We start from the raw sequence: 21983 nt of genomic DNA on the forward strand, positions 1-21983 counted from the left end.
TTCAGAATGGGATTGGGTAAAGACGACAACCTGACCTTTTATTGAGCACTTACAAACGGCTTGACTTATAAGAACATGGACACCCCCATCCTTCCGATGAGAAACACAAGTAAAATCAAAAAGAATATTCGAATAAAGCCACTCCCATAACGTAGTGCTAAAAAAACCCCAGTCATAGAGCCTGCCATATTGCAGACGGCAACGACTCCACCTAGGGTCCATAAAACGTTACCCGACGGGATAAAAAACATGAGCGCCGCGCTAAATGTCCCTAAATTAACCAGCTTTGCTGAAGCTGATGCATTTAGAAAATCGAATCCAAAATACCTTACAAAAACAAAAAGCAGAAGGCTGCCGCTACCGGGCCCGAACACGCCATCGTAAAAACCGATCAATCCGCCAAAAAAAAACCCCAGCAGAACCTCTTTCTTTCCGATTTGAATATCAGAATTGACTCGACCCAAATTTTTTTTAAAAAAAGTATACGCAGCCATCATTATCAAAACAAAGAAAGCAACATACTCCATAAGCCTCTTTGGAACGAGCGAAACAGAGAGGGCACCCAAAAAGGAAAATATAAAAGCTGAACACATAATTGGAAGCATAAGCTTCCATAGGATTTTTATTCTCTTGAGATAGGTAAATACGGAAGAAAAATTACCCGCTAAAACCGCCAATTTATTGGTTCCAAAAACCGTGGCCAAACTGTATTGAGGTAAAGCGTGCAAAAGTGCAGGTAGCTGTACAAGTCCACCGCCGCCAACGGCCGCATCAATCAAACCACCGCAAAAAGCAAAAAAGCCCAACACAATTAAGGTGTGTTCAAAATCCATATAACATACCCAATCAGGGTTTGCGTTCTTGACTAGGCATTATGAATGCCTACTCAGGGGACGCTACGCGGGTTAGAGGCTCCGATCAACCTACTATACGTTTTGTGGGTTTCACTCCACCCATTGAAAAACTTCAAAACACCAGCGTCTGCCTAGTCTTTTTTGAGAAAGGCTTTGACTGTATTTTCGGCGTAGGCCTGAGCTGCTTGAGTGGTCGGATGGCAAAGTACTTCGCGCATTGCATTTTTGCAACGATGTTGAACTCATGATTTCGTTTTTTATTTTTCAGGCCTTATCGGCCCGTCCTGAATAAAATTTACTATTTAAGCGCTAATGTATTTTCATTTTGTCAGACCCCGTACTGGTCAATTTCAATTTAGATAGACACACTCATTCTTGTCAACTCTTCAACGTGGGACGAGGGTGCTCCCAAAGGATTTCCCCCCCCTAAAAAGACCGACACGTAAGATATTTCATACAACACATGCAGCAGGCAGTTTAAAGCAACCGCTCTATATTGCGATTTACCTGTAGGACCCGCTGTCATCCAGGCACGCTCACACCGAAACTAATAGCAACAATTGAATGGTAATTCTTCCTCCCGCACAAAAATCACCCCAAACATCAAGACGGCGATAGATGTGTTGAGTGGAAGCCTATTTTCATCTTTGCAGATCCGTCTTCCCGCAAAAACTTCGCCCTTATTCCTACATCTCCCTACAGCCCGACAATAGAGGGACTTGTAGCCTGATTCTGATTTTGCTTTCGAGCATTCAACACTACCACCGACGGGTCCACACTTCGTGCTTTCCCCTTGCAGGAGGCACAACGGATGTTCACCTCGGCACCTCGCTTCACCTTCAGCCTTGTCGGCCTCGAACAGGGACTGGAAGTCCTGGCGTTCAAGGGTACGGAAGCTATCAGCCAACCCTACCGTTTCGAACTGGAACTGGTCAGCCGGCAGCCGGACCTCAACCTCGACGAGCTGCTGCATCGGCAGGGTTTTCTCGCCTTCAACAACGGCGGCACGGGCATTCACGGCCAGATCTACGGTATCGGCCAGGGCGATACCGGCCAGCGCTGGACGCACTATCAGCTCACGCTGGTGCCGCAACTGGCCTATCTGGGGCATCGCTTCAACCAGCGTATCTTCCAGAACCAGAGCGTGCCGCAGATCATCGCCCAGGTGCTCAAGGACCACGGCCTCCTCGGCAATGCCTTCAGCTTCAACCTCGCCACGCCCTTCCCCGCCCGTGAATACTGCGTGCAGTACAACGAGTCCGACCTGGACTTCATCCAGCGGCTGTGTGAAGAGGACGGCCTGCACTATCACTTCCAGCACAGCGCGCAGGGCCATCACCTGGCCTTTGGCGACGATCAGACCTATTTCCGCCAACTGCCCGACAGCGTGCCGTACCGACCAGACAGCGGGATGGTCGCGCCATGGCCCTGCATCCAGTCCTTCGACCTGCGCCTGGAAACCCGCAGCACCCGGGCAACCTTGCACGACTACGACTTCAAACAACCCGCTGCTCGGCTGGAAAACAGCGCCTGCGTGCTCCACTCCCTGCCGCAGCCGGACCTTGAGGATTACCGCTATCCCGGTCACTACAACCGCGACGAACAGGGCCGGCAGCTCAATCGTCGCCAGTTGGAAGGCCATCGAAGCGACAGCCGCCGGGCATCGGGCAAGAGCAATGAACCACGACTGGTCAGCGGACACTTCCTGCTCCTGGCCGACCACCCACAGCCAGACTGGAACACGCTCTGGCTACTGACCCAACTGACCCACGAAGGCAAGCAGCCGCAAGTGCTGGAGGAGTTGGCAACGAATCCGAGCGATGCCGTCTGCGATTTCCGCCAGGGCTACCGCAATACCTTTCTCGCCACTCCCTGGGAGGTGTTCTTCCGCCCGCCGCTGCAAGCGCGCAAATCCCGTCGCCTCAATACCCAGACCGCCATCGTCACCGGGCCACCCGGCGAAGAAATTCACTGCGACGAATATGGCCGGGTGAAAGTGAAATTTCACTGGGACCGCTCGGACGAAACCGGCGCCCAAAGCAGTTGCTGGTTACGGGTAGCATCCAGCTGGGCCGGTCCCGGTCATGGCGCCGTGACCTTGCCCCGCGTCGGAATGGAAGTGCTGGTGACCTTTCTCGAAGGTGATCCCGACCAGCCGCTGATTATCGGCTGCCTACCCAACCAGCGCCACCCGCCGGTTTACCCATTACCGCTGCACAAGACCCGTAGCGTCTTCAAAAGCCGCAGCAGTCCGGGCGGTGACGGCAGCAATGAACTGCGTATTGAAGACCGCAGGGGCGAGGAACAGATCTACCTGCATGCCCAGCGCGATTGGCAACAGCATATCGAGCGCAATCTTTCGCTCACCGTGGGTCATGAACGGCATGAGTACGTGGCGGCCAACAGTTACTGCGAACTCAAGGCCCAGGAGCATCACACCGTTCACCAGGACCGCCGTGTCGAGGTGAAGGGCGATGACAGCCTGTTGGTCGGCGAGAGCCAACAGGTGAAGACCGGGCTGGGTTATTTCGTCGAGGCTGATCAGGAAATTCACCTTAGGGCCGGGGTCAAGATGGTGATCGAGGCGGGAGAGCAACTCACCCTCAAGGTCGGCGCGCATTTCATCAAGCTCGATGCCAACGGCATCACCTTGAACGGACCGGAGGCGAACGAGGACGCGGGTATAGGCTCGGGGCCGAGGATCAAGGGACCGTTACTGCCGGGAGCGGTGGAGCAAACGCTGCCGTTGGGCCTCGAAACAGTCGTCGCCGATGGAGGGCGGGAACAACGCCAGAGAGAACTGGCGCTTGATACGGGTTTTTCCGACTGACCGCCGTCACGCAGCGGCCAGCCGCCTAGGTCGCCGGCCGAATCTCGCCAATCAAGGTCTGCAACGAATAGCCCAGGCGCGGCGCCAGTTCATCGGCCCGCTCCTGTAACGCACGCATATCCAGTTCCTGATCGAGGTCCGCCGGCACGATCAGGATGACATTGCCCTCCTTCACCGGCAGCTCCCAGTAGTGCCGGTGGTAAAGCCCGCGCAACAACGCGGCGCCCAGCGGTTTGCCGTCATCGGTGGCCCATTGGTTGATCACCAGCCAGCCACCGGGGTTGAGTTTCTTCTGGCAGTTTTCCAGAAAACTCCAGGCCAGATGACCGACAGCGGGGCCGACATCGGTATACAGGTCGACGAAGATCAGGTCGGCCGACTCCGCGCTCTCCAGCAGTTCCAGCGCATCGCCGACGCGGATATACAGGCGCGGATCGTCATCCAGCCCCAGGTACTCGATGGCCAGGCGCGGCACCTCCGGGCGCAGCTCGATGGCTTCGACATCCTCCAGCGGCAGGAACCGCAGGCACGCCTGGGTCAAGGTCCCCGCCCCAAGCCCCAGGAACAGCGCGCTCTCCGGCGCCTCGTGGCACAAGGCACCGATCAGCATGGCCCGGGTGTAGTCGTATTCCAGCCAACTGGGGTCGGCAGTGAATACGCAGCTCTGCTCAATGGCATCGCCAAATTCGAGAAAGCGGTAATCGTCCACTTCAAGGACTCGAATCATGCCGAAGGCATCGTGCACTTCGGCGAGCAGACGCTCCACGCGCTCCTCAGCCATTTCATATCCTTGCAAGCGGGAAAAGCGCAATTGTCAGCCAAGCCGACAGAGCAGGTCACGCACTAATTACTGCTAACATGGGTCTCCCACCGTCAAACCTCGAGTTCATGATGAGCCAACCCTGGAGCCCCGACAGCTGGCGCGCCCTGCCGATCCAGCAACAACCCCAGTACCCGGACGCCGCGCACCTGCTGCGCGTCGAGCAAAGCCTGGCCAGTTATCCGCCGCTGGTGTTCGCCGGGGAGGCCCGCGAATTGCGTCGTCAGTTCGCCGAAGTCACCCAGGGCCGTGCCTTCCTGCTCCAGGGCGGCGATTGCGCGGAGAGCTTCGCCGAGTTCTCGGCAGCGAAGATTCGCGACACCTTCAAGGTGCTCCTGCAAATGGCCATTGTCATGACCTTCGCCGCCGGCTGCCCGGTGGTCAAGGTCGGGCGCATGGCCGGGCAGTTCGCCAAGCCGCGTTCGGCCAACGACGAAACCATCAACGGCGTGACCCTGCCGGCCTACCGTGGCGATATCGTCAATGGCATCGGCTTCGATGAAAAAAACCGCGTGCCGGACCCGGACCGCCTGCTGCAGTCCTACCATCAGGCCACCGCCACTTTGAACCTGCTGCGCGCCTTCGCCCAGGGCGGCTTTGCCGACCTGCACCAGGTGCACAAATGGAACCTGGATTTCATCGCCAACTCGGCCCTGGCCGAGAAATACAGCCAACTGGCCAACCGTATCGATGAAACCCTGGCCTTCATGCGTGCCTGCGGCATGGACAGCTCGCCGCAATTGCGCGAAACCAGCTTTTTCACCGCCCACGAAGCGCTGCTGCTGAATTACGAAGAAGCCTTCGTGCGCCGCGACAGCCTGACCAACGATTATTACGACTGCTCGGCCCATATGCTCTGGATCGGCGACCGCACCCGCCAGCTCGATGGCGCCCATGTCGAGTTCCTGCGCGGGGTGAACAACCCGATCGGGGTCAAGGTCGGCCCCAGCATGAACACCGACGACCTGGTCCGCCTGATCGATATCCTCAACCCGGACAACGACCCCGGCCGCCTGAACCTGATCGTGCGCATGGGCGCGAACAAGGTCGGCGATCACCTGCCGCAACTGATCCGCGCCGTGGAGAGTGAAGGCAAAAAGGTGCTGTGGAGCTCCGACCCGATGCACGGCAACACCATCAAGGCTAGCAGCGGCTACAAGACCCGGGATTTCGCGCAGATCCTCAGCGAGGTGAAGCAGTTCTTCCAGGTGCATCAGGCCGAAGGCAGCTACGCGGGCGGGATTCATATCGAAATGACCGGGCAGAACGTCACCGAGTGCATCGGTGGGGCGCGGCCGATTACCGAGGATGGATTGTCGGATCGTTATCACACCCATTGCGATCCGCGGATGAACGCCGATCAGTCGCTGGAGCTGGCGTTTTTGATTGCCGAGACGTTGAAGCAGGTGCGGCGTTGAGTCAGTAGGTTTTTTGTTGCCTGTGAGGGTCTCTTCGCGGCGGTGCGGCGTCCCGACAAGCTCCGCTCCCACAGGTTTTGTGGCTACCCATAAAACTCCGGAACGGCTCCGATACTGTGGGAGCGGAGCTTGCCCGCGAAGAGGCACTTCCAGACACCGCCATACCAGCGTTTACAACAATCCCCGCAACCGCTGCGCACTGACCCGCTGACAATTGAGCTGAATATCCGCCAACCCCAGCCAATCAGCCAACTGCCGCAAATTGACGGCCAACGCCGCCATCCCCGCCTCATCCAGTCCCTGCTCTTCCTCATGCACCGCATGCACGGCCAACCGCCCGAGCGCCCGCTCCGCCCGCAGGTCAACCCGCGCGGCAATCCGTTCGTTATGCAGGAACGGCAACACGTAATAGCCATACACCCGCTTGTGCTGCGGCGTATAGATCTCCAATCGATAACGGAAATCGAACAACCGCTCGGTACGACTACGCTCCCAGATCAACGAATCGAACGGCGACAACAACGCACTGGCCTCGACCCGGCGCGCAACCTTGGCATCGGGCAAACAATACACCGGCTGGCGCCAACCCTGCACCTCGCCCACCTGCAACTCGCCCGCCTCGACCAATTCCGCCAGACGCGCACGGCTGTCGGCCGGGTCCAGGCGAAAGTAGTCACGCAGATCTTTCTCCGTCGCCACCCCTAGCGCCGCCGCGGCCTGGCGCAACAAGCCGCGCTGGGCCTCGGCTTCGTCGATCAACGGCTGTGCAAGCACCGCCGAGGGAATCACCCGCTCCGGCAGATCGTAGAGTCGTTCGAACCCCCGGCGTCCGGCCACCGTCACTTCACCGGCGGCGAACAACCATTCCAGCGCATGCTTCTCGGCACTCCAATCCCACCAAGGGCCGGCCTTTTCCTCACGACTCGACAGGCTGCCCGCACCCAACGCGCCCCGCTCCTCGACCAGCGCCAGCACCCGGCGAATGGTCACCTGTTGCTCACGACCGAAACGCGCCATCTGCTGGTAGATTCCTTCGCCCCGGGAGGCCCGCTGCATGCGCCAGCGCATCAGCGGATACAACGACATCGGCAGCAATGACGCTTCGTGCCCCCAGTATTCGAACAAGGTGCGCCGTCGCCCCTGGCTCCAGGCGGCCTGGTCGAGCAGGTCGGGGGCATAGTTGCCCAGGCGCGAGAACAGCGGCAGATAATGCGAACGCACCAACGCGTTGACCGAATCGATCTGCACAACACCCAGGCGCTCGATCAGCCGATTGACCTGCACCGGCTTGATCGACGCCGAGGCTCTACGCCCCTGGAACCCCTGGGCGGCGAGTGCCAGGCGCCGGGCTTGTTTCAATGAAAACGACAGGTCTGCGGGCATGCACGCCTCCTTGTGAACCCGCAAACTACCGCAGTCGCCCCCTGCTTGTGTAGCGCCATCAACGGCCCTTGCCCAGCGGATCGCTCCAGAAGTGCCGATGGGTTTCCTGCTCGACATCGGCGCGGCTGAGGCCCATGTCCTTGAGCGCATCGTCACTCAATGCCGCCAGCACCTGGCGCTCGCGTGACACCTCGTGCCAACGGACAAGCCGTTGCCACAAGGCCCGCGGCGACAGCGCCGAATGCGCGCCAGCATCGATCAACAGATAACCTTTTTGACCTTTCATCATCCTGCCCTCCAGTTGGGGATGACTAAAGTCTGTACCTGGCGCTAAGATCAATCCAACGAATGTTTCTTATGCAATACATCTCGGAGATTGATGAATTGTCCAGCTACCCGAGCATCGACACCGACGTTCTGCGCACCTTTGTCGCGATTGCCGACCAAGGCGGCTTTACCAAGGCCGGCGAGTTGGTCAACCGCACGCAATCAGCCGTCAGCATGCAGATGAAACGCCTGGAAGAGGATGTGCTCAAACGCCAGTTGTTCGAGCGCGACGGACGCCAGGTGCGACTGACCGCCGAAGGCCAGGTACTGCTCGGGTACGCCCGACGCATCCTGAAACTGCACAGCGAAGTGTTCAACACCCTGCGCGAGCCGCATATGGTCGGCATGGTGCGGATCGGCGTGCCCGACGACTATGTCATGCGTTTCCTGCCGGGGATCCTCTCGCACTTCGCGCAGTTCTATCCGTTGGTCAAGATCGAAGTGAACTGCGAATCGTCCACGCAACTGCTGCAACGCCACGACCTGGACCTGACCATCGTCACCCGCAAACCGGGCAATGAACTCGGCCAGTTGCTGCGCCAGGAACGGCTGGTGTGGGCCGAAGCCCAATGTTCCGCCAATCACGAACAAACGCCCCTGCCATTGGCCATGGACGGTATCGATTGCTTCTGTACCCAATGGGCCTGCAATGCCCTGGACGCCCGTGGCCGGGACTATCGTCTGGCCTACAACTGCCCGAGCCTGTCGACGATCATGGCGGTGGTCAATGCCGGCCTGGCGATGACCGCCCAGTTGGAAAGCCTGATTCCCCAGGACTGGCGGATTCTCGGCGAAGCCGAGGACTTGCCCCAGTTACCCCTGCTCAACATCATGCTGGTGCGCAACCTGAACAAACCCTCACCGATCACCGAATGCCTGGCCGAGCACATCGTCGAGGGCTTCAAACTTTAAGCGCGAGCAATCCGGCGCAGATCATCAGGAAGCCACAGAACAGGACGCGCAAGAGTTTTTCCGACAAGGCGTGGGCAACCTTCACCCCCCAACTGATGCTCAGCAGGCCACCCACGGCCATTGGGACGCCCATCCTCCAATCGACCTCATGATGCGCCGCATAGGTAATCAGCGTGACACTGGTACTGGGCAGCGCCAAGGCCAGCGACAACCCTTGGGCGACCACCTGTGATGTGCCGAAAACGCTGGTCAGGAACGGCGTCGCCACCACCGCCCCGCCCACACCGAACAGGCCGCCCATGGTCCCCGACGCGGCGCCCAGCAACCCCAGCCAAGGCCAGGGATAACGCATCCGCGCATGGACCAGCGCCGGCGCCATGAACACCCGCACCAGGGTGTAGAGCGACAAAGCCAACAGAAAACCGACAAAACCCAGGCGCATGCTCCGTACATCCAGCCCCACCGCCCAGAGTGCGCCGACCCAGGCAAAACAGAAACTCATCAGCACCAACGGCAACGCATGACGCAACTCGATACGATTGCGCTGGTTGTAGCGATACAACGCCAGCACCACATTGGGTACCACCATCACCAGTGCCGTGCCCTGGGCCAACTGCTGATCAAGGCCGAACAGGATGCCCAGCACCGGGATGGCAATCAGACCGCCACCAATGCCGAGCACGCCACCCACCGCCCCCATCACCGCGCCCAGTACCAAGTACTCAATCAATTCGATCACCGCCGTCTCCCCGCTCAATGGCCCCATGCTACGCAGTCCGCTCTAGCGTGGAAACGCACAGCAACGCACAATGGTTATGCCAATCTCGCACAAGCAATCCCGTATGAATCCCACGACCCTGACCGATCAACTCGGCCTGTTTCTCGATGTGCTGGAAACCGGCAGCTTTTCCGCCGCCTCCCGCCTCTATCCGTTGACCCCATCCGCCGTGGCCCGACGGATCGACAGCCTGGAAAATTCGGTCGGCAGCCGCCTGTTCATTCGCAGCACCCATGCGGTACGGGCCACGCCCGCCGGCCTGGCATTCGCCGAGCGGGCCCGGCGGATCGTCGCCGAACTGCGCCTGGCCCGGGCCGAAGCCGTGTCCCTGAGCAACGCCCCCGAGGGGCTGATCCGGGTCGACGCGCCGGCGGCTTTCGGTCGTCGTCACCTGGCACCGGCGATTGCCGACTTCCTCACCGGATACCCGGGCCTGGATGTGCAATTGCACCTGATCGACAGCTTCGTCGATATGCAAGGCTCCAACCTGGGCAAGGTCGACCTGGTGCTGCGCGCCGGACAAATGGCCGATACCCGTCTGGTGGCCACGCCCCTGGCGAGCATCGTACGGATCGCCTGCGCCAGCCCCGCCTATCTGAAAAATCGCGGCACGCCGACTCACCCAAGCGAGTTGAGTACCCATGACGGCCTGGACTGGGACGCGCTGGCCCCGTTCATGGCCTGGCGCTTCGTACAGGGCGGACAGATGCAACTGCACCGTCCACAACGTGTCCGCATGACCTCGAACAACGCCGAGGCGCTGCTGTCCGGGGCTCTGGCCGGCCTGGGCATCGCCCATCTGCCGACCTGGCTGGTCAGCGAATACCTGCTGCGCGGCGAACTACTGCCGCTATTCTGCGAAAACGGCCTGCCGGCGCCGGAAAGCTCCGGTGTCTATGCCCTGCGCCTGGAACAACCGGCCAACTCCCGCAGCCGCTTGCTGCTGGAGTTCCTCAAAGGGCGCTTCAGCCCCATACCGCCTTGGGACCTGGCCCTGCAAAGCGGCCTGGGATGACACTAGGCCGGGAAAATTCTCTGGCGCATTAAAGATTCGACCGCTAGATTCATCGAACGTAACGCACAAGGCTTTAGTGATGACCAGCAACCGCGACAACTGTGACGACCTGCTTCTGGACAACCAGGTGTGCTTTGCCCTGCACTCCACCTCATTGTTGATGACCAAGGTCTACAAACCCCTGCTCCAGGCCCTCAACCTCACCTACCCGCAATACCTGGCGATGATGGTGCTCTGGGAAAAGGACGGCCTGACCGTGGGCGAGATCAGCACGCGCCTGCTGACCGACCCGGGCTCCCTGACCCCCTTGCTCAAGCGCCTCGAAAGCGAGGGACTGCTGAGCCGGACCCGGAGCAAGGAGGACGAGCGCGTGGTCATCGTCGAATTGACCGAACAGGGCCAGGCCTTGCGCGAGCAGGCGCGGGGCATCCCGCAGTGCATTCTCGCCGCCAGCGGCGATTCCCTGGAACGCCTGCGCACCCTTCAGGCCGAGTTGGTGGCCCTGCGCGGCCATCTGCAAGACAGCCTCTGACCCTGATGCCAGCCAGTTAAGGCAGAACACGGTCCTTGTGGGAGCAGAGCTTGCTCGCGAAGAGGCCGTTGAGACCGCTAAAAGCTTCGCGGGCAAGCAGCGCTCCCACAGGTTAAGTGACGTTTTCAATATCCCCCCTTAACTGACTGGCATTAAGGCAAGCCCGCTCGCCACAAAACCGTGTTCCGCCTCAAATTTCGCCTCTTTTCAGCGCTTCGCGCTGATCGCCGGCAAGCCGGCTCCTACAGAAAAGCCCGATCGCTCCTAGCCGCAAGAGCGATCCGGCTCGCCGAACCCCCTCGCGGTTACCGTTAGCATCCCTCCCTGATCCAGCCCCAAAAAACCGAAGCCAGTCTTTTTTGAAAATTTAACTTGCGCGCAATATATTTGCGAGATACATTTATCTCGCACTTAGTTAACGCGCAAACAATTAGCGCACAATACACGAACCTGAAACGACGAGGCTCATCATGCAAACTCTCTATACCGCAATCGCAACCTCCACCGGTGGCCGTGACGGCCGTGCGGTTTCCAGCGACCGGATCCTCGACGTCAAGCTCGCCACCCCGAAAGAACTCGGCGGTGCCGGCGGCGCGGCGACCAACCCGGAACAACTGTTCGCCGCCGGTTACTCGGCCTGCTTCATCGGTGCCCTGAAATTCGTCGCCAGCCAGAGCCAACGGCAGATCCCGGCCGACGCCGCGATCACCGCCCATGTCGGCATCGGTCAGATCCCCGGAGGTTTCGGCCTGGATATCGACCTGCACATCAGCCTGCCGGGCCTGGAACAAGCCGAAGCGCAGAGCCTGGTCGACGCCGCCCACCAGGTCTGCCCGTACTCCAACGCCACCCGTGGCAATGTCGACGTCCGCCTGCACGTCACTGTCTAACCACCTCGTCAGTCAAGGATCCGAACATGAACACTTTCAGCAAAGTCCTGACCGGTACCCTGCTCGCGCTGTCCGTCCAGGGCGCCTTCGCCGGTGATGTCGAGCACAACACCCAGGCATTTCTCAATGCCTTGAACAGCGGCGGCGGCAAGCCGATGGAACAGATGACACCGACCGAAGCACGCGCCGTACTCTCCGGGGCACAGTCGGGAGTCAAGCTGAATCTGCCCCGCGCCGATGTCAGTCAGAAGACCATCCAGGTCGACGGCAAGCCGCTGGAGCTGACCATCGTCCGCCCGGCCGGGGTCAAGGGCACGTTGCCGGTGTTCATGTTCTTCCACGGTGGCGGCTGGGTCCTCGGGGATTTCCCGACCCACGAGCGACTGGTGCGTGATCTGGTGGTCGGATCGGGTGCGGCGGCGGTGTTCGTCAATTACACGCCGTCTCCGGAAGCGCACTACCCGGTGGCGATCAACCAGGCCTACGCCGCGACCAAATGGGTGGCGGAACACGGCAAGGAGATCAATCTCGACGGCAAGCGCCTGGCCGTGGCCGGCAACAGCGTCGGCGGCAATATGGCCGCGGTGGTCAGCCTGATGGCCAAGGACAAGGGCACGCCGACGATCAAGTTCCAGCTGCTGCTGTGGCCGGTGACCGATGCCAATTTCGAGACGGCGTCCTACAACCAGTATGCCGAGGGCCACTTCCTCAGCAAGAACATGATGAAATGGTTCTGGGACAACTACACCACCGATGCCCGGCAACGCGGCGAGATCTATGCCTCGCCGCTACGCGCTACCACCGATCAGCTCAAGGGCCTGCCGCCCGCGCTGATCCAGACCGCCGGCGCCGATGTACTGCGGGACGAGGGCGAGGCCTACGCTCGCAAGCTGGATGAGGCCGGCGTACCGGTGACCAGCGTGCGCTACAACGGCATGATCCATGACTTCGGCTTGCTCAATGTGGTCAGCCAGGTGCCGGAAGTCCGCTCAGCCATGCTGCAGGCGTCGCAAGAGCTGAAGGAACACCTGAAATAGGTCCCTCCCCCAGCAGGAGCCGGCTTGCCGGCGATGGCGTCCTTGAAGTCGATGCAACACTCAAGGGCCTCATCGCCGGCAAGCCGGCTCCCACGGGGAATCGCGGTGACTTCCCAGAAACAAGCAGACACAAAAAAGCCCGGAGCATGTCCGGGCTTTTTTGTTCGTGTGGCGAAAAGCAGTGCTTATTTAGCACGACCTTTGTAGGAACCGCCTTCACGGGTATCGATCTCGATCATGTCGCCGATTTCGATGAAGTCAGCCACCGACAGTTCGGTACCGTTCTTCAGTTTGGCAGGCTTCATCACCTTGCCGGAAGTGTCGCCGCGAGCGGAACCTTCAGTGTAGTCAACCTGACGCACGATAGTGGTCGGCAGCTCTACGGAAACCAGGCGGTCTTCGAAGAATACCGCTTCGCAGACGTCGGTCATGCCTTCTTCCACGAATGGCAGAACAGCCTCGATGTCTTCGGCGTTCAGCTCGTACATGGTGTAGTCGGAGGTGTCCATGAACGTGTAGGAGTCGCCGCTGATGAAGGACAAGGTCGCTTCTTTACGGTCGAGGATCACGTCGTCCAGTTTGTCATCGGCGCTGTAGACGATCTCGGTCTTGTAACCGGTCAGCAGGTTCTTCAGCTTGGTCTTCATGATCGCGCTGTTGCGACCGGACTTGGTGAATTCAGCTTTCTGAACCAGCCAAGGATCGTTTTCGAGACGGATCACGGTCCCGGGTTTCAGTTCTTTACCAGTTTTCATTGCGAATATCCGAATTTGGATGGGATGTACATAAATCTAGGCCGCGTATCATATCCAATTTAGGTAAAGCTTCACCAGCGCCGTGGCAAGATCGGGCCGCGAACCTTGTTCCAGACACCAGCGCTCGGCGTGTTCGGCCAGCTCCCGCTCGTTTTCCAGCAAGGTTTTCCAGGCCGACGCCATGTCGCCCGCCGTATTCCAGGCCCGCCACCAGCCCTCGAACGCCGCCTTGGCCGGTGCTGACAGCCCTTGGGTATACAACCCGAGAAAGGCCTCCAGCTTGTCCAGGTGAACGTCATCCTCCTGGCGATAGATGTGCCAGAGCAGCGGCCGCCCTGCCCATTGCGCCCGCACGAACGAGTCTTCACCGCGCACCGCGTTGAAATCGCAGCTCCACAGCAGGCGGTCGTAATCCTCCTGGGGGACGAACGGCAACACCTGCACCGCCAACTGACCACGGACCTCACGGGCGCCCGCCACCAGGCCCTCGACGCCCAGCCAACGCTGGACATCGGCCAGGATACGCCCCACCGGCACCAGCAGGTGCGTCGGCCGGATATCGGTCGCCAGGGCATCGAGCCAACCGGCCAGCCCCTCGTTCTCGTAGGCGAACAACGAAATCAGCCGTGCACCGTCTGTCGGTTCGACGCCGAGTCCACGCAGGAAATCAAAACGCGCCCGCGGATCCTGCACAAAAGCCCGACGCTGCTCCAGCAGCCCGGCCTCCCGCAGCAGGCCACCCGTACCGACCTGGAAGCCGGGGAAAAAGAAGAACTTCTGCACCTGCTTGAACTTGACCGACGGCAACCCGTGGCAGCCGACGATCCAGTCTTCGGCGCTCAGATAGTCGAGATTGAGCCATAACGGCGCCTTGTCCCGTTGCGCCATGGCCTCCATGTACTCGTGGGGCAACGCGCAGGCAAAGGCGCCGATCACCACATCGGCCGCTGGCACAAGCGACCAGGGCGCCGACCAACGGCAAACCTCGACCCCACGCTGCGACTGCCGCTCGAGCCCGACATCGATCGCCGGGCACAGATGCTCGAAAGCCCGCAGATCATCGACCCACAGACGCACGGCACAGTCATGCTCGGCGGCCAACTGTCGGGCCAGACGCCAGGTCACCCCGATATCGCCGAAGTTATCCACAACCGTACAGAAAATATCCCAGGTGGCCTTCATTCCAGGCTCCGTTTGGCAAAAGCGCCGATTGTCCGCATAAATCTGCGCGTGCAGAAGAGCCGATGTTGATTAATCTTCATGCGACAATGCGCCTTTGCTCCGAATCGCCCTGCCAGGAGGTCACCATGCCTTACCGCCGACAAGCGCGTCGCCCCATTTATGTCACCCTCAATCCACTGCAATTGACCGCCAGCATCGCCCTGGGCCTCTGGCTCGGGGTCATGGCCCTGGCCTTGACGGCCTGGGTGGTGGCGCGGATCTTTGTTCCGCAGCCCCTGGCACCGCTGGCCGAAGCCGCCCGTCAACTGAGCAACCCGGCCCCCGCCGTCAACACGCCGGCACCACAAAGCGGTGGCGATTCGACGCAGATGTTCGAGCAGTACAAACAGAACCTCTCCAAGAACGAAGAACAGCAGCGCCTGGAACAGGCCCGCAGCAGCTACCGCAATCTGTCCAACCCCAAGTGCCAGTTCTGGCTGCAGCAGGACCAGACCGCCCCCACTGACAAGAGCCGCGCCAACGTGCTGCAGTTCTGCAATTGAGCGACATCACCGTGATGGACAAGCACGCCGTGCATCAACGGCTCCTCGAATTGCTGGAAATCGATCTCGACGTCCTGCAACGCGCGGCACAAACCGCCTACGAAACCGCGACCCACGAAGAAAACGTCGCCGAGAACAAATACGACACCTTGGGCCTGGAAGCCTCGTACCTGGCCACCGGACAAGCCCGGCGCATGGAGGAAATCCGCCAGGCTCTCAAGCGCTGCCGGGAACTGCCCCTGCGCCCGTATAACGAGCAAAGCGGCATCCAGTTGGGCGCCCTGCTGGCTCTCGAGGCTGAGAACGGCAGCGAACAATGGCTGTTCCTGGCGCCCGATGCCGCCGGGCTCAAGGTCGAGGAAGGCGGCCAGTCGATCACCGTGATCAGCCCGCACTCGCCCCTGGGCGGTGCCCTGCTGGGCAAGCAGGACGGCGACGAAGTGGCGATCAAGGTCGGCGGCGTGGCCCAGCGCTACAGCATCATCCGAGTGGAGTGAGTGCTTCTACTTGGTCGCCGCCATCAGGCGATTGACCTCACTGCGGACCATGCTGGTGTATTCCGGCGGCGACAGGGTGTCGAGTTCCGCGCGCACCCACTCCGCCCACTTGCCCTTGCGCTTGGCGCGCTCGCCGAACAGACGCGCGGCCTCGCCCTTGGCCTTGCCCAGGTTGCTCTGCCAGAGGTCGAACAGCCGGGACTTCTCGTCCTCGAGAGCGGCACGCTCAGCCAGGGACTTGTTAGCCAGATTGAAGCTCATTGGAAAATCCTGCGGTGTAAATAGAGGTATATCTTACACCGTCGATGGAAATATCCTGCCGAGGATTTTGGCCCGCCCCTGGGCCATGGCGGAAAATTTTGCAACTTTCAGCAGCCCAGCCGACTCAGATTGTTAATCCCCTCATTCACTTGAAAGGAAGATCACCATGGCCCGTAAATCCGCCGTACAAGCCGCCGAAGACCAGATCAAGGACCAGGCCTTCAGCGAGCTGCAAGCACTGATCCAGGAGTCGGAGAGGCTATTGAAGGAAAGCGCCTCGCTGGTGGGCGAGGAAGGCGAGAGCCTGCGCACCCAGATCAGCCAGAAGCTCAAGCAGGCGCTGGACTCCGTGACCCACGTGCGGGAAAGCACCCAGCCGGTGGTCGAAGCGACCGAAATCTATATCGGGGGGCATCCCTGGCAGACCGTGGCGATTTCCGCCGGCTTCGGCCTGGTGGTCGGCCTGCTGCTGGGCCGTCGCCACTGATCGTCGCCGTTTGAACGGTCCCTTGCCGCCGCGACAAGGGACACTTCCCCCGCAGCTCTATCTACCACCCCAGTCCCCCGCCACTCGATAGCGTTTTTGCCATTCCCCGCAAAGCCTGGCCTGCCAGCGCCCAGCGGTTCGTCAGTACGCACGAAGGCAAAACCATGACCCTCGATTCATTTCCCTACGAGTTTTCCGAAGTCCTGGAACAGCGCGACGCCCCCAATGCACGGGAAAAAGCGCTGAAAATCACCCAGGCTGATCGCATCTGGTTGAGAAACGTCCTGCTTCCCAACCAAGTCGCCCGCCAGGCGCTCAAAGACCCGATGCTTGTCGAAAAAATCATCCTCAGCCCATACGGCGCAGCGCTCGTGGATCTGGCGGGGACCTTCCTGATGAGTCCGCGCACGCAGGACTGCTCGTATCTCTACAGTCCGAGCTGGGGCCTGGAACATTTCGAAACAAGAACCGGAGCCATCGACGCCGTGCTCGAGCGCCTGACAAGCGAGGCACAGCGCGACGAGTTGCTGCGTTTCGTCGCGCTCGATATCAAGATCAACCTCAAGTTCGACGCTGACCTCAAGCTCAAGACAGAACCTATCGAAGGCGCGGTGTTCCTCGACCGACGCCGCTCGATCGATTCCCATGAAAAACACAACCTGCAGGCCTTGAACGAGGAATTGCTCAAGTTGCCCAGCCTGGCCGCGCTGCTCGACAAAATGCTCAACGATGAGCTGGGTCGCCGCTTTGCCAACGTCAACCTGGCGACCGTCAAAATGCTCAGCCATGCCAGCGCCAGCCGAAGCGACAACGATGACGATGACGCCAGCGAACCGCAACGCCCGCCCGCCGCGCCTCACTCGTTGAGCGAGGCGCTGCTGTCACACTATCGCACCGGAGCTTGGCCCGCCGATCAGCGCCGCGTCTTCGTCGCCCCTGGCTACAACGCGGTGCCGGCTGATATCGAATATTGGGAAAATGCCATCACGACAATCTCCGGCAGCCTGAAGGCGCGCTTGCAAAGCGAGCTGGAAAGCTACTGGAACGCCAAGATGGGCAACGGCTACTCACGCCGGTGTTTTTTTGCCGAGGTCATGGGCAGTTGCTGGCGCACCGAACTGTTCAAGCAATTGCAATGGGACAGCATCGGTCCCAGGACCCACTACTGGCTGGCCGGCCTTTATCCCTACAGGTCAACACGACTGCCGCAGACCCACATCAAGAGCCTGGGCTACACAACCACCAAGCCCTCCCAGGCCGCACTCGCCAATGCGTTCCTGGTCAGCGACCCATCCGTCACCGGCTCACTGTTTGTCTACAGCTACGGCCGACTGGTCGAACTCAATGGCCAGGACGCCCTGAACCACCATCTGCTGCTGGAGTTGCACGCTGTCGAACGCCGTGACGAACTGGCAGAAACACTGTCGCTGAGCGAACTCACCGATCTGCGACAGTTCCCCGCACAGACCACACAACTGGCCCCCCTCCCCCTGCCAGTCTTCGCAAACCGGCTGGAGGCGATCATCGCCAAGCAACTGGAAAACATCGATTACGTACTGACCCGTCACAGCCGGAGCAAAGGGCAACTGAATCTCGCGGCGGCCCTGGAGGTTGCCCTGGACGTACGCCAGATGATCAACAGCAAACTGCAGTCGATCAATCCCCGCGGGGACTGGAGTATCCGTCTCGACCTGTCGACAGACGATCAGCCTCGGCCATTGCCCCTCCCCGAGTCGCTGACCAGCGCACGGACCCGCGCCAAAGAGCAGTGGCGCGCGCTCGAGATACTGAAAACCCGGCTCAACACCGAACTGGCCAGACGTCCCGGTCTCATGGCATTCGCACAAAGCGCGCTGCAGCAGGAGTTGGTCAAGATGAAGCGGGCCGAACTGGACCCCTCGACGGTTTACATCAACCAGTTCGAAAGCGACTGGACCGAGCAGCAGGCCCCCCAGCCCATCACCTCGATCACCCTGCTCGAATATTTTCTGGAACGCTCGGTCGGCTTGGCCCCGCCACTGGCAGAGGCCCCGAACAGCGGACTGTTCGGTCACGGCAAGGACGGCAGTTGGTCAAGGATCGCCAACCTGGACAGCGCGATCGCCAATCAACTCGTCGCGGCCGCGCAGTTGGGCTTGCAGCCAGGCTTTCTGCACGAGCAGCGCTCGATCTATACGCAAATCAGCGCACTGATCAGCGAAGCCCTGGAAAAGGGGCTGCGTTACGAAGCACAGCAACGGGTGCTCGCCGGCACCCTGGAGGACAGCGCCCGGGAGCTGCTCGAAAGTCTCCTCGACAGCCCGGACAGCCCAGGGCGCAAAGGCTTGCGGGGCTTCATTGCGGATGCCTTCGGCCTTACGCTGATAATCGATGAGCAATCGCTGCCGCACACGTTGTTCAATTGCTTTCTGATCACCGAGCGGGGTGGGCTGGATCCGCTCAATTCGGGAAGCGCACTGGTGTGGACACCGGCCACCGGACTCGAAACATTCGAGTCACTGCACTGCGCCGAGAGCGAACTCAATCGACGCCTGCACACCCCGGAGCAATGCTCTTTGCTGTTGGAAAACCTGGCCGCGGACCGCCCCCTCGCACTGCGCTCGACGAGCCGCCCGTACCACGGCATGAGGATCGGCTTCGAGCGCATCAGGAACAACTTCCTCAGCGACCGCGTCCATTCCGTGGTCGACAAGGCACTGGGCGATATCGCCCTGGCCAGCACGACACAGTTGCCGGCCGCCAGCCTGCAACATCAGCTTGAGTCCTGCCTGCTCCAGCACGCCTCGGTGGCGCCCCTGGAAAAGGCCCTGGAAGCCGCACAGAACACCTGTTTCAATGCGGCACTGCCGGCCTGGCTGGCAAGTGCCGACGCCGAGGCACAACTGGCCCTGGCCACCCTGCTGGACCAGTACCGGCAGCATATCGACGAGCCCCTGGACTACCATCACGGCATCCCCACCATTGGGCACTTTGCCTGGACAAAAATCCGCGGTCTGCTGACCCGCGACTTTCCCTCGCTGCGTTTGAGTCGGGATACCGTGCAGCTATCGGTACTGACCCCGGATGCCAAGAGCGCCGGACTGCTGGCGCTGAGCGACTACGCGCTGCTGCATCGCGACGAAAGCGACAGCGCCGCGATCACCCTCTCGGGGACCCGCGTCCTCCCGGAGGACTTGACGGTCACGCACTTGAACAGCCTGATCAAGGAGGCGGACATCGGCACGCATTATGCGGCGCTGCTGGACTCGCATCTGTCTCACGGTGAGCGCCGGGTCCCCGAGCGTCAAGCGCTGTTCAGTCCCCACCTGATCTGGCAAAGCCTCGAACATGCGCTATGCCAGTACCTGCGCAAATCACTGTCGGCCCAGGCCCACGGCTTTATCAAACATGTGCTGGGCATGCCCGACGGTGTGGCCCGTACCTTGTTCGCGGACAGCAAGATTGTCGTGCGTCCACTGGAACTGCTGCGCCGGGCCCAAAAGGTCGCGGACACGGCCCTGGGCCTGTACCTGATCGGACGACCCGATACCCAGGGGCCGCTCGTGCTCTACAGCCCGTACGACGAGCACGCCGCCTTCCGGGAGTACACCAGCGAATCGACCTTCATGAACGAACTCGGCCGTCCCGGGCCCCTGCGGCAGTTGGTACTCGACAGGCTTTCCAATACCGTGCGCCAGCACTACACCGAACAGTTATTCAGTCTCCAGGCCGTCAGCGTCACCTGGAACATTATCGAGGGTAACTTCCTGCACCGGCTGTACAACGACATGACTGCCCTGCTGAAAACACAGCTGGGGTTGCAGAACGTCAAGGGACAGCACTCGGCATGGAGCACTGTGGTTGCCGTGCTCGGCAACCCACTCCAGCAGGGCGCCCGATTCATGCTCGGCCGCTTGCGCATACCCTGGCTGATCTGGCAAACCCTGCCGCAGTTCAAGGACGCCGCGGACAATGCCTGGCAGGGTCACTGGCGCGTGGCAATGGAGGAATTCATCGGTGCCCTGACGCAAGTGGCGCTGTCACGAAAGGCTCCGCTCTCAAGCCCCCTCGACAGCCTCCTACAGCCAACCGAGACACCTGGCAAGAAGCCAACCGAGCCGCCTGGAGCTCCGCCAACCCCGCTCGCGGCGCCCTTCCCACCGCAGCCCGAGTGGGGAGACATGGCTCTGACCCAGGAACAGCAAAGCCGTTTGCTGAGCTATGAAGTCCACGACATCGCCTTGAAGGATCTGGAGCATGATCGGTCTTTGCAGATCTACACCGACTCGGCCAGCCAGCAGCAGTACGCCTGCGTGCGCGGACGAGTGTTCCGGGTCCAGGCCGAGGACGGACGCTGGCGGATCGTCGGCGATCAGGAAAACGGACCGTGGCTCAGGAAGGATGCGCAAAACCTGTGGGACATGGACCTCAAAGGCCGCTTGCTCGGTGGCGGGCCTATCAATCGGCTGGTCAATCGCATCAGCGCCCGACAGACCGTGCGCACCGAAGTGAAGGTACAGGCCGTGGGCATGCAGGCAATCAGGCGGCTCTATCCGGACAAGGCCCGGCAGCTAAGGCAGGCCCACGCCCTGGCCGTCACCTATCTGAAAAACGCCCGGCAACACTTGAAGTCGCTTGCGGCCAATACCCGCTTGGACAAACAGCGACATTTTTACCTCAAGGAATTCCTGGGGCTGAGGAGCATCAGCCAAAGCCTGAACCAGAGAATCGCCGGCATGCTGGATAAATTGCTCATGGAGCTGCTGTCGCCCGCCCGCTCGCCTGACCTCTCCAAGCTCTATGTCGTCGGGGCCGCCAGGCAACCGGAGCGATTGTGCGCGGCTTTCGTGGTGCTCTGCGACCGGGCCCAGAAAATCTATCTGAATGAACTGTTTTTCGAGCCCCGCCTGCAAGACTATGAACCCATCAGGCCGAGAACCTTCAACACCGTGCTGCATAACATGGCCTGTATTCTGATCCATGAGTTCAGCCACGTCGTCTTCGATACCGTCGATATCGCCTACCTGGACGCCTTCCGGCCCTTCTATGATCTGATTGACAACTCCACCACACCAGGGCGTGAACGCCAAATGGGCTTGAAAGAGCTTCAGGAAACGGCACTGTCACAGCACACGCCCGCCACGGAGTTGTTCAAGGTTCTGGACGAGGTCAGCGATACCTGGGAAGACATCCACGGCGAACCGTACCGACGGGTACTGAAACTGACCCGGACCGCCAACCTGGACGATGCACGCTGGGAGTTTCTCTACGACGGCGCGCGCAGAGTCGATGTCATCCTGGCCAATGCGGACTCCCTCGCCCTGCTCATCAGCTACCTGGGACGGCCCCTGGAGTTCTACCCGATTTTCAGTGGTCCGCCGGCCTGAGTCCAATCCCCAGGCGCGAACGGCTTGCCCCTGTCGCTCATGACGGGGGCCTCTTCCCCCCAGCACTATCTAATGCCGTCCAACGAATGGGTCCCTG

The 21983-nt window shown here is 60.5% G+C and carries 20 protein-coding genes; 12 read left to right on the plus strand and 8 right to left on the minus strand.

The window, feature by feature from the left end:
* Positions 1 to 65: 65 nt before the first annotated feature.
* Positions 66 to 833: a sulfite exporter TauE/SafE family protein gene (locus M5B99_RS07595; protein ID WP_248803451.1), complete on the minus strand. Its 768-nt coding sequence runs from the start codon at positions 831 to 833 to the stop codon at positions 66 to 68.
* 832 nt (positions 834 to 1665) lie between these two features.
* On the opposite strand from M5B99_RS07595, the gene M5B99_RS07600 reads away from it, so the two are divergent.
* Positions 1666 to 3684, plus strand: coding sequence for a type VI secretion system tip protein VgrG (locus M5B99_RS07600; RefSeq protein WP_248803452.1), 2019 nt, complete (start codon positions 1666 to 1668; stop codon positions 3682 to 3684).
* Positions 3685 to 3709: 25 nt separating this feature from the next.
* Here M5B99_RS07600 and M5B99_RS07605 read toward each other — a convergent pair whose 3' ends face one another.
* Positions 3710 to 4465, minus strand: a complete 756-nt coding sequence (locus M5B99_RS07605; RefSeq protein ID WP_248803453.1) for a spermidine synthase — start codon at positions 4463 to 4465, stop codon at positions 3710 to 3712.
* A 110-nt stretch (positions 4466 to 4575) separates the two neighbouring features.
* Between M5B99_RS07605 and M5B99_RS07610 the strand changes: the two genes are divergently transcribed.
* On the plus strand, positions 4576 to 5922 hold the full coding sequence (locus tag M5B99_RS07610) for a class II 3-deoxy-7-phosphoheptulonate synthase (protein WP_248803454.1): 1347 nt from the start codon (positions 4576 to 4578) through the stop codon (positions 5920 to 5922).
* Between the two features lie 171 nt (positions 5923 to 6093).
* Here the strand turns inward: M5B99_RS07610 and M5B99_RS07615 are convergent, their stop codons facing one another.
* Positions 6094 to 7305 carry a winged helix-turn-helix domain-containing protein gene (locus M5B99_RS07615; protein WP_248803455.1) on the minus strand — a complete coding sequence of 404 codons (1212 nt, stop codon included), beginning with the start codon at positions 7303 to 7305 and terminating at the stop codon, positions 6094 to 6096.
* Positions 7306 to 7363: 58 nt separating this feature from the next.
* Positions 7364 to 7591 (minus strand): DUF1127 domain-containing protein, encoded by a 228-nt coding sequence (locus tag M5B99_RS07620; RefSeq protein WP_248803500.1) that lies wholly within the window; start codon positions 7589 to 7591, stop codon positions 7364 to 7366.
* A 98-nt stretch (positions 7592 to 7689) separates the two neighbouring features.
* On the opposite strand from M5B99_RS07620, the gene M5B99_RS07625 reads away from it, so the two are divergent.
* A complete protein-coding gene (locus tag M5B99_RS07625) occupies positions 7690 to 8544 on the plus strand; it encodes a LysR family transcriptional regulator (protein ID WP_177101648.1) in 855 nt (284 codons plus the stop codon).
* Here the strand turns inward: M5B99_RS07625 and M5B99_RS07630 are convergent.
* Positions 8534 to 9310 (minus strand): sulfite exporter TauE/SafE family protein, encoded by a 777-nt coding sequence (locus M5B99_RS07630; RefSeq protein WP_263860428.1) that lies wholly within the window; start codon positions 9308 to 9310, stop codon positions 8534 to 8536. The genes M5B99_RS07625 and M5B99_RS07630 overlap by 11 nt on opposite strands.
* 76 nt (positions 9311 to 9386) lie before the next feature.
* Here M5B99_RS07630 and M5B99_RS07635 point away from each other — a divergent pair, with 76 nt between their 5' ends.
* The 4 genes from M5B99_RS07635 (at position 9387) to M5B99_RS07650 (ending at position 12796) form a co-directional block, all read left to right on the plus strand.
* Positions 9387 to 10337, plus strand: a complete 951-nt coding sequence (locus M5B99_RS07635; RefSeq protein WP_248803457.1) for a LysR family transcriptional regulator — start codon at positions 9387 to 9389, stop codon at positions 10335 to 10337.
* Between the two features lie 79 nt (positions 10338 to 10416).
* Positions 10417 to 10869, plus strand: coding sequence for a MarR family winged helix-turn-helix transcriptional regulator (locus M5B99_RS07640; RefSeq protein ID WP_248803458.1), 453 nt, complete (start codon positions 10417 to 10419; stop codon positions 10867 to 10869).
* 470 nt (positions 10870 to 11339) lie between these two features.
* A complete protein-coding gene (locus tag M5B99_RS07645) occupies positions 11340 to 11759 on the plus strand; it encodes an organic hydroperoxide resistance protein (protein ID WP_248803459.1) in 420 nt (139 codons plus the stop codon).
* Between the two features lie 26 nt (positions 11760 to 11785).
* Positions 11786 to 12796, plus strand: coding sequence for an alpha/beta hydrolase (locus tag M5B99_RS07650; protein ID WP_248803460.1), 1011 nt, complete (start codon positions 11786 to 11788; stop codon positions 12794 to 12796).
* Positions 12797 to 12981: 185 nt separating this feature from the next.
* Here M5B99_RS07650 and M5B99_RS07655 read toward each other — a convergent pair whose 3' ends face one another.
* Positions 12982 to 13551, minus strand: coding sequence for an elongation factor P (locus M5B99_RS07655; protein ID WP_100940667.1), 570 nt, complete (start codon positions 13549 to 13551; stop codon positions 12982 to 12984).
* Positions 13552 to 13599: 48 nt separating this feature from the next.
* Positions 13600 to 14733, minus strand: coding sequence for an elongation factor P maturation arginine rhamnosyltransferase EarP (gene earP / locus M5B99_RS07660; RefSeq protein ID WP_248803461.1), 1134 nt, complete (start codon positions 14731 to 14733; stop codon positions 13600 to 13602).
* A 125-nt stretch (positions 14734 to 14858) separates the two neighbouring features.
* On the opposite strand from earP, the gene M5B99_RS07665 reads away from it, so the two are divergent.
* Together M5B99_RS07665 and M5B99_RS07670 are read left to right on the plus strand one after the other, a co-directional pair.
* Entirely contained in the window at positions 14859 to 15275 is a 417-nt protein-coding gene (locus tag M5B99_RS07665; RefSeq protein ID WP_248803462.1) for a hypothetical protein, read from the plus strand.
* Positions 15276 to 15289: 14 nt separating this feature from the next.
* Positions 15290 to 15772, plus strand: coding sequence for a GreA/GreB family elongation factor (locus tag M5B99_RS07670; protein WP_248803501.1), 483 nt, complete (start codon positions 15290 to 15292; stop codon positions 15770 to 15772).
* Between the two features lie 6 nt (positions 15773 to 15778).
* Here M5B99_RS07670 and M5B99_RS07675 read toward each other — a convergent pair whose 3' ends face one another.
* Positions 15779 to 16033, minus strand: a complete 255-nt coding sequence (locus M5B99_RS07675) for a hypothetical protein (RefSeq protein WP_248803463.1) — start codon at positions 16031 to 16033, stop codon at positions 15779 to 15781.
* A gap of 166 nt (positions 16034 to 16199) precedes the next feature.
* On the opposite strand from M5B99_RS07675, the gene M5B99_RS07680 reads away from it, so the two are divergent.
* The 3 genes from M5B99_RS07680 (at position 16200) to M5B99_RS07685 (ending at position 21886) form a co-directional block, all read left to right on the plus strand.
* Positions 16200 to 16520, plus strand: coding sequence for a DUF883 family protein (locus M5B99_RS07680; RefSeq protein ID WP_248803464.1), 321 nt, complete (start codon positions 16200 to 16202; stop codon positions 16518 to 16520).
* Between the two features lie 355 nt (positions 16521 to 16875).
* On the plus strand, positions 16876 to 17097 hold the full coding sequence (locus tag M5B99_RS30150) for a hypothetical protein (protein ID WP_412548703.1): 222 nt from the start codon (positions 16876 to 16878) through the stop codon (positions 17095 to 17097).
* Between the two features lie 1054 nt (positions 17098 to 18151).
* On the plus strand, positions 18152 to 21886 hold the full coding sequence (locus tag M5B99_RS07685) for a dermonecrotic toxin domain-containing protein (protein ID WP_412548704.1): 3735 nt from the start codon (positions 18152 to 18154) through the stop codon (positions 21884 to 21886).
* The last annotated feature ends 97 nt before the right edge of the window (positions 21887 to 21983 follow it).

Source organism: Pseudomonas sp. MWU13-2100 (assembly GCF_023242365.1).
Classification (GTDB): Bacteria; Pseudomonadota; Gammaproteobacteria; order Pseudomonadales; family Pseudomonadaceae; genus Aquipseudomonas.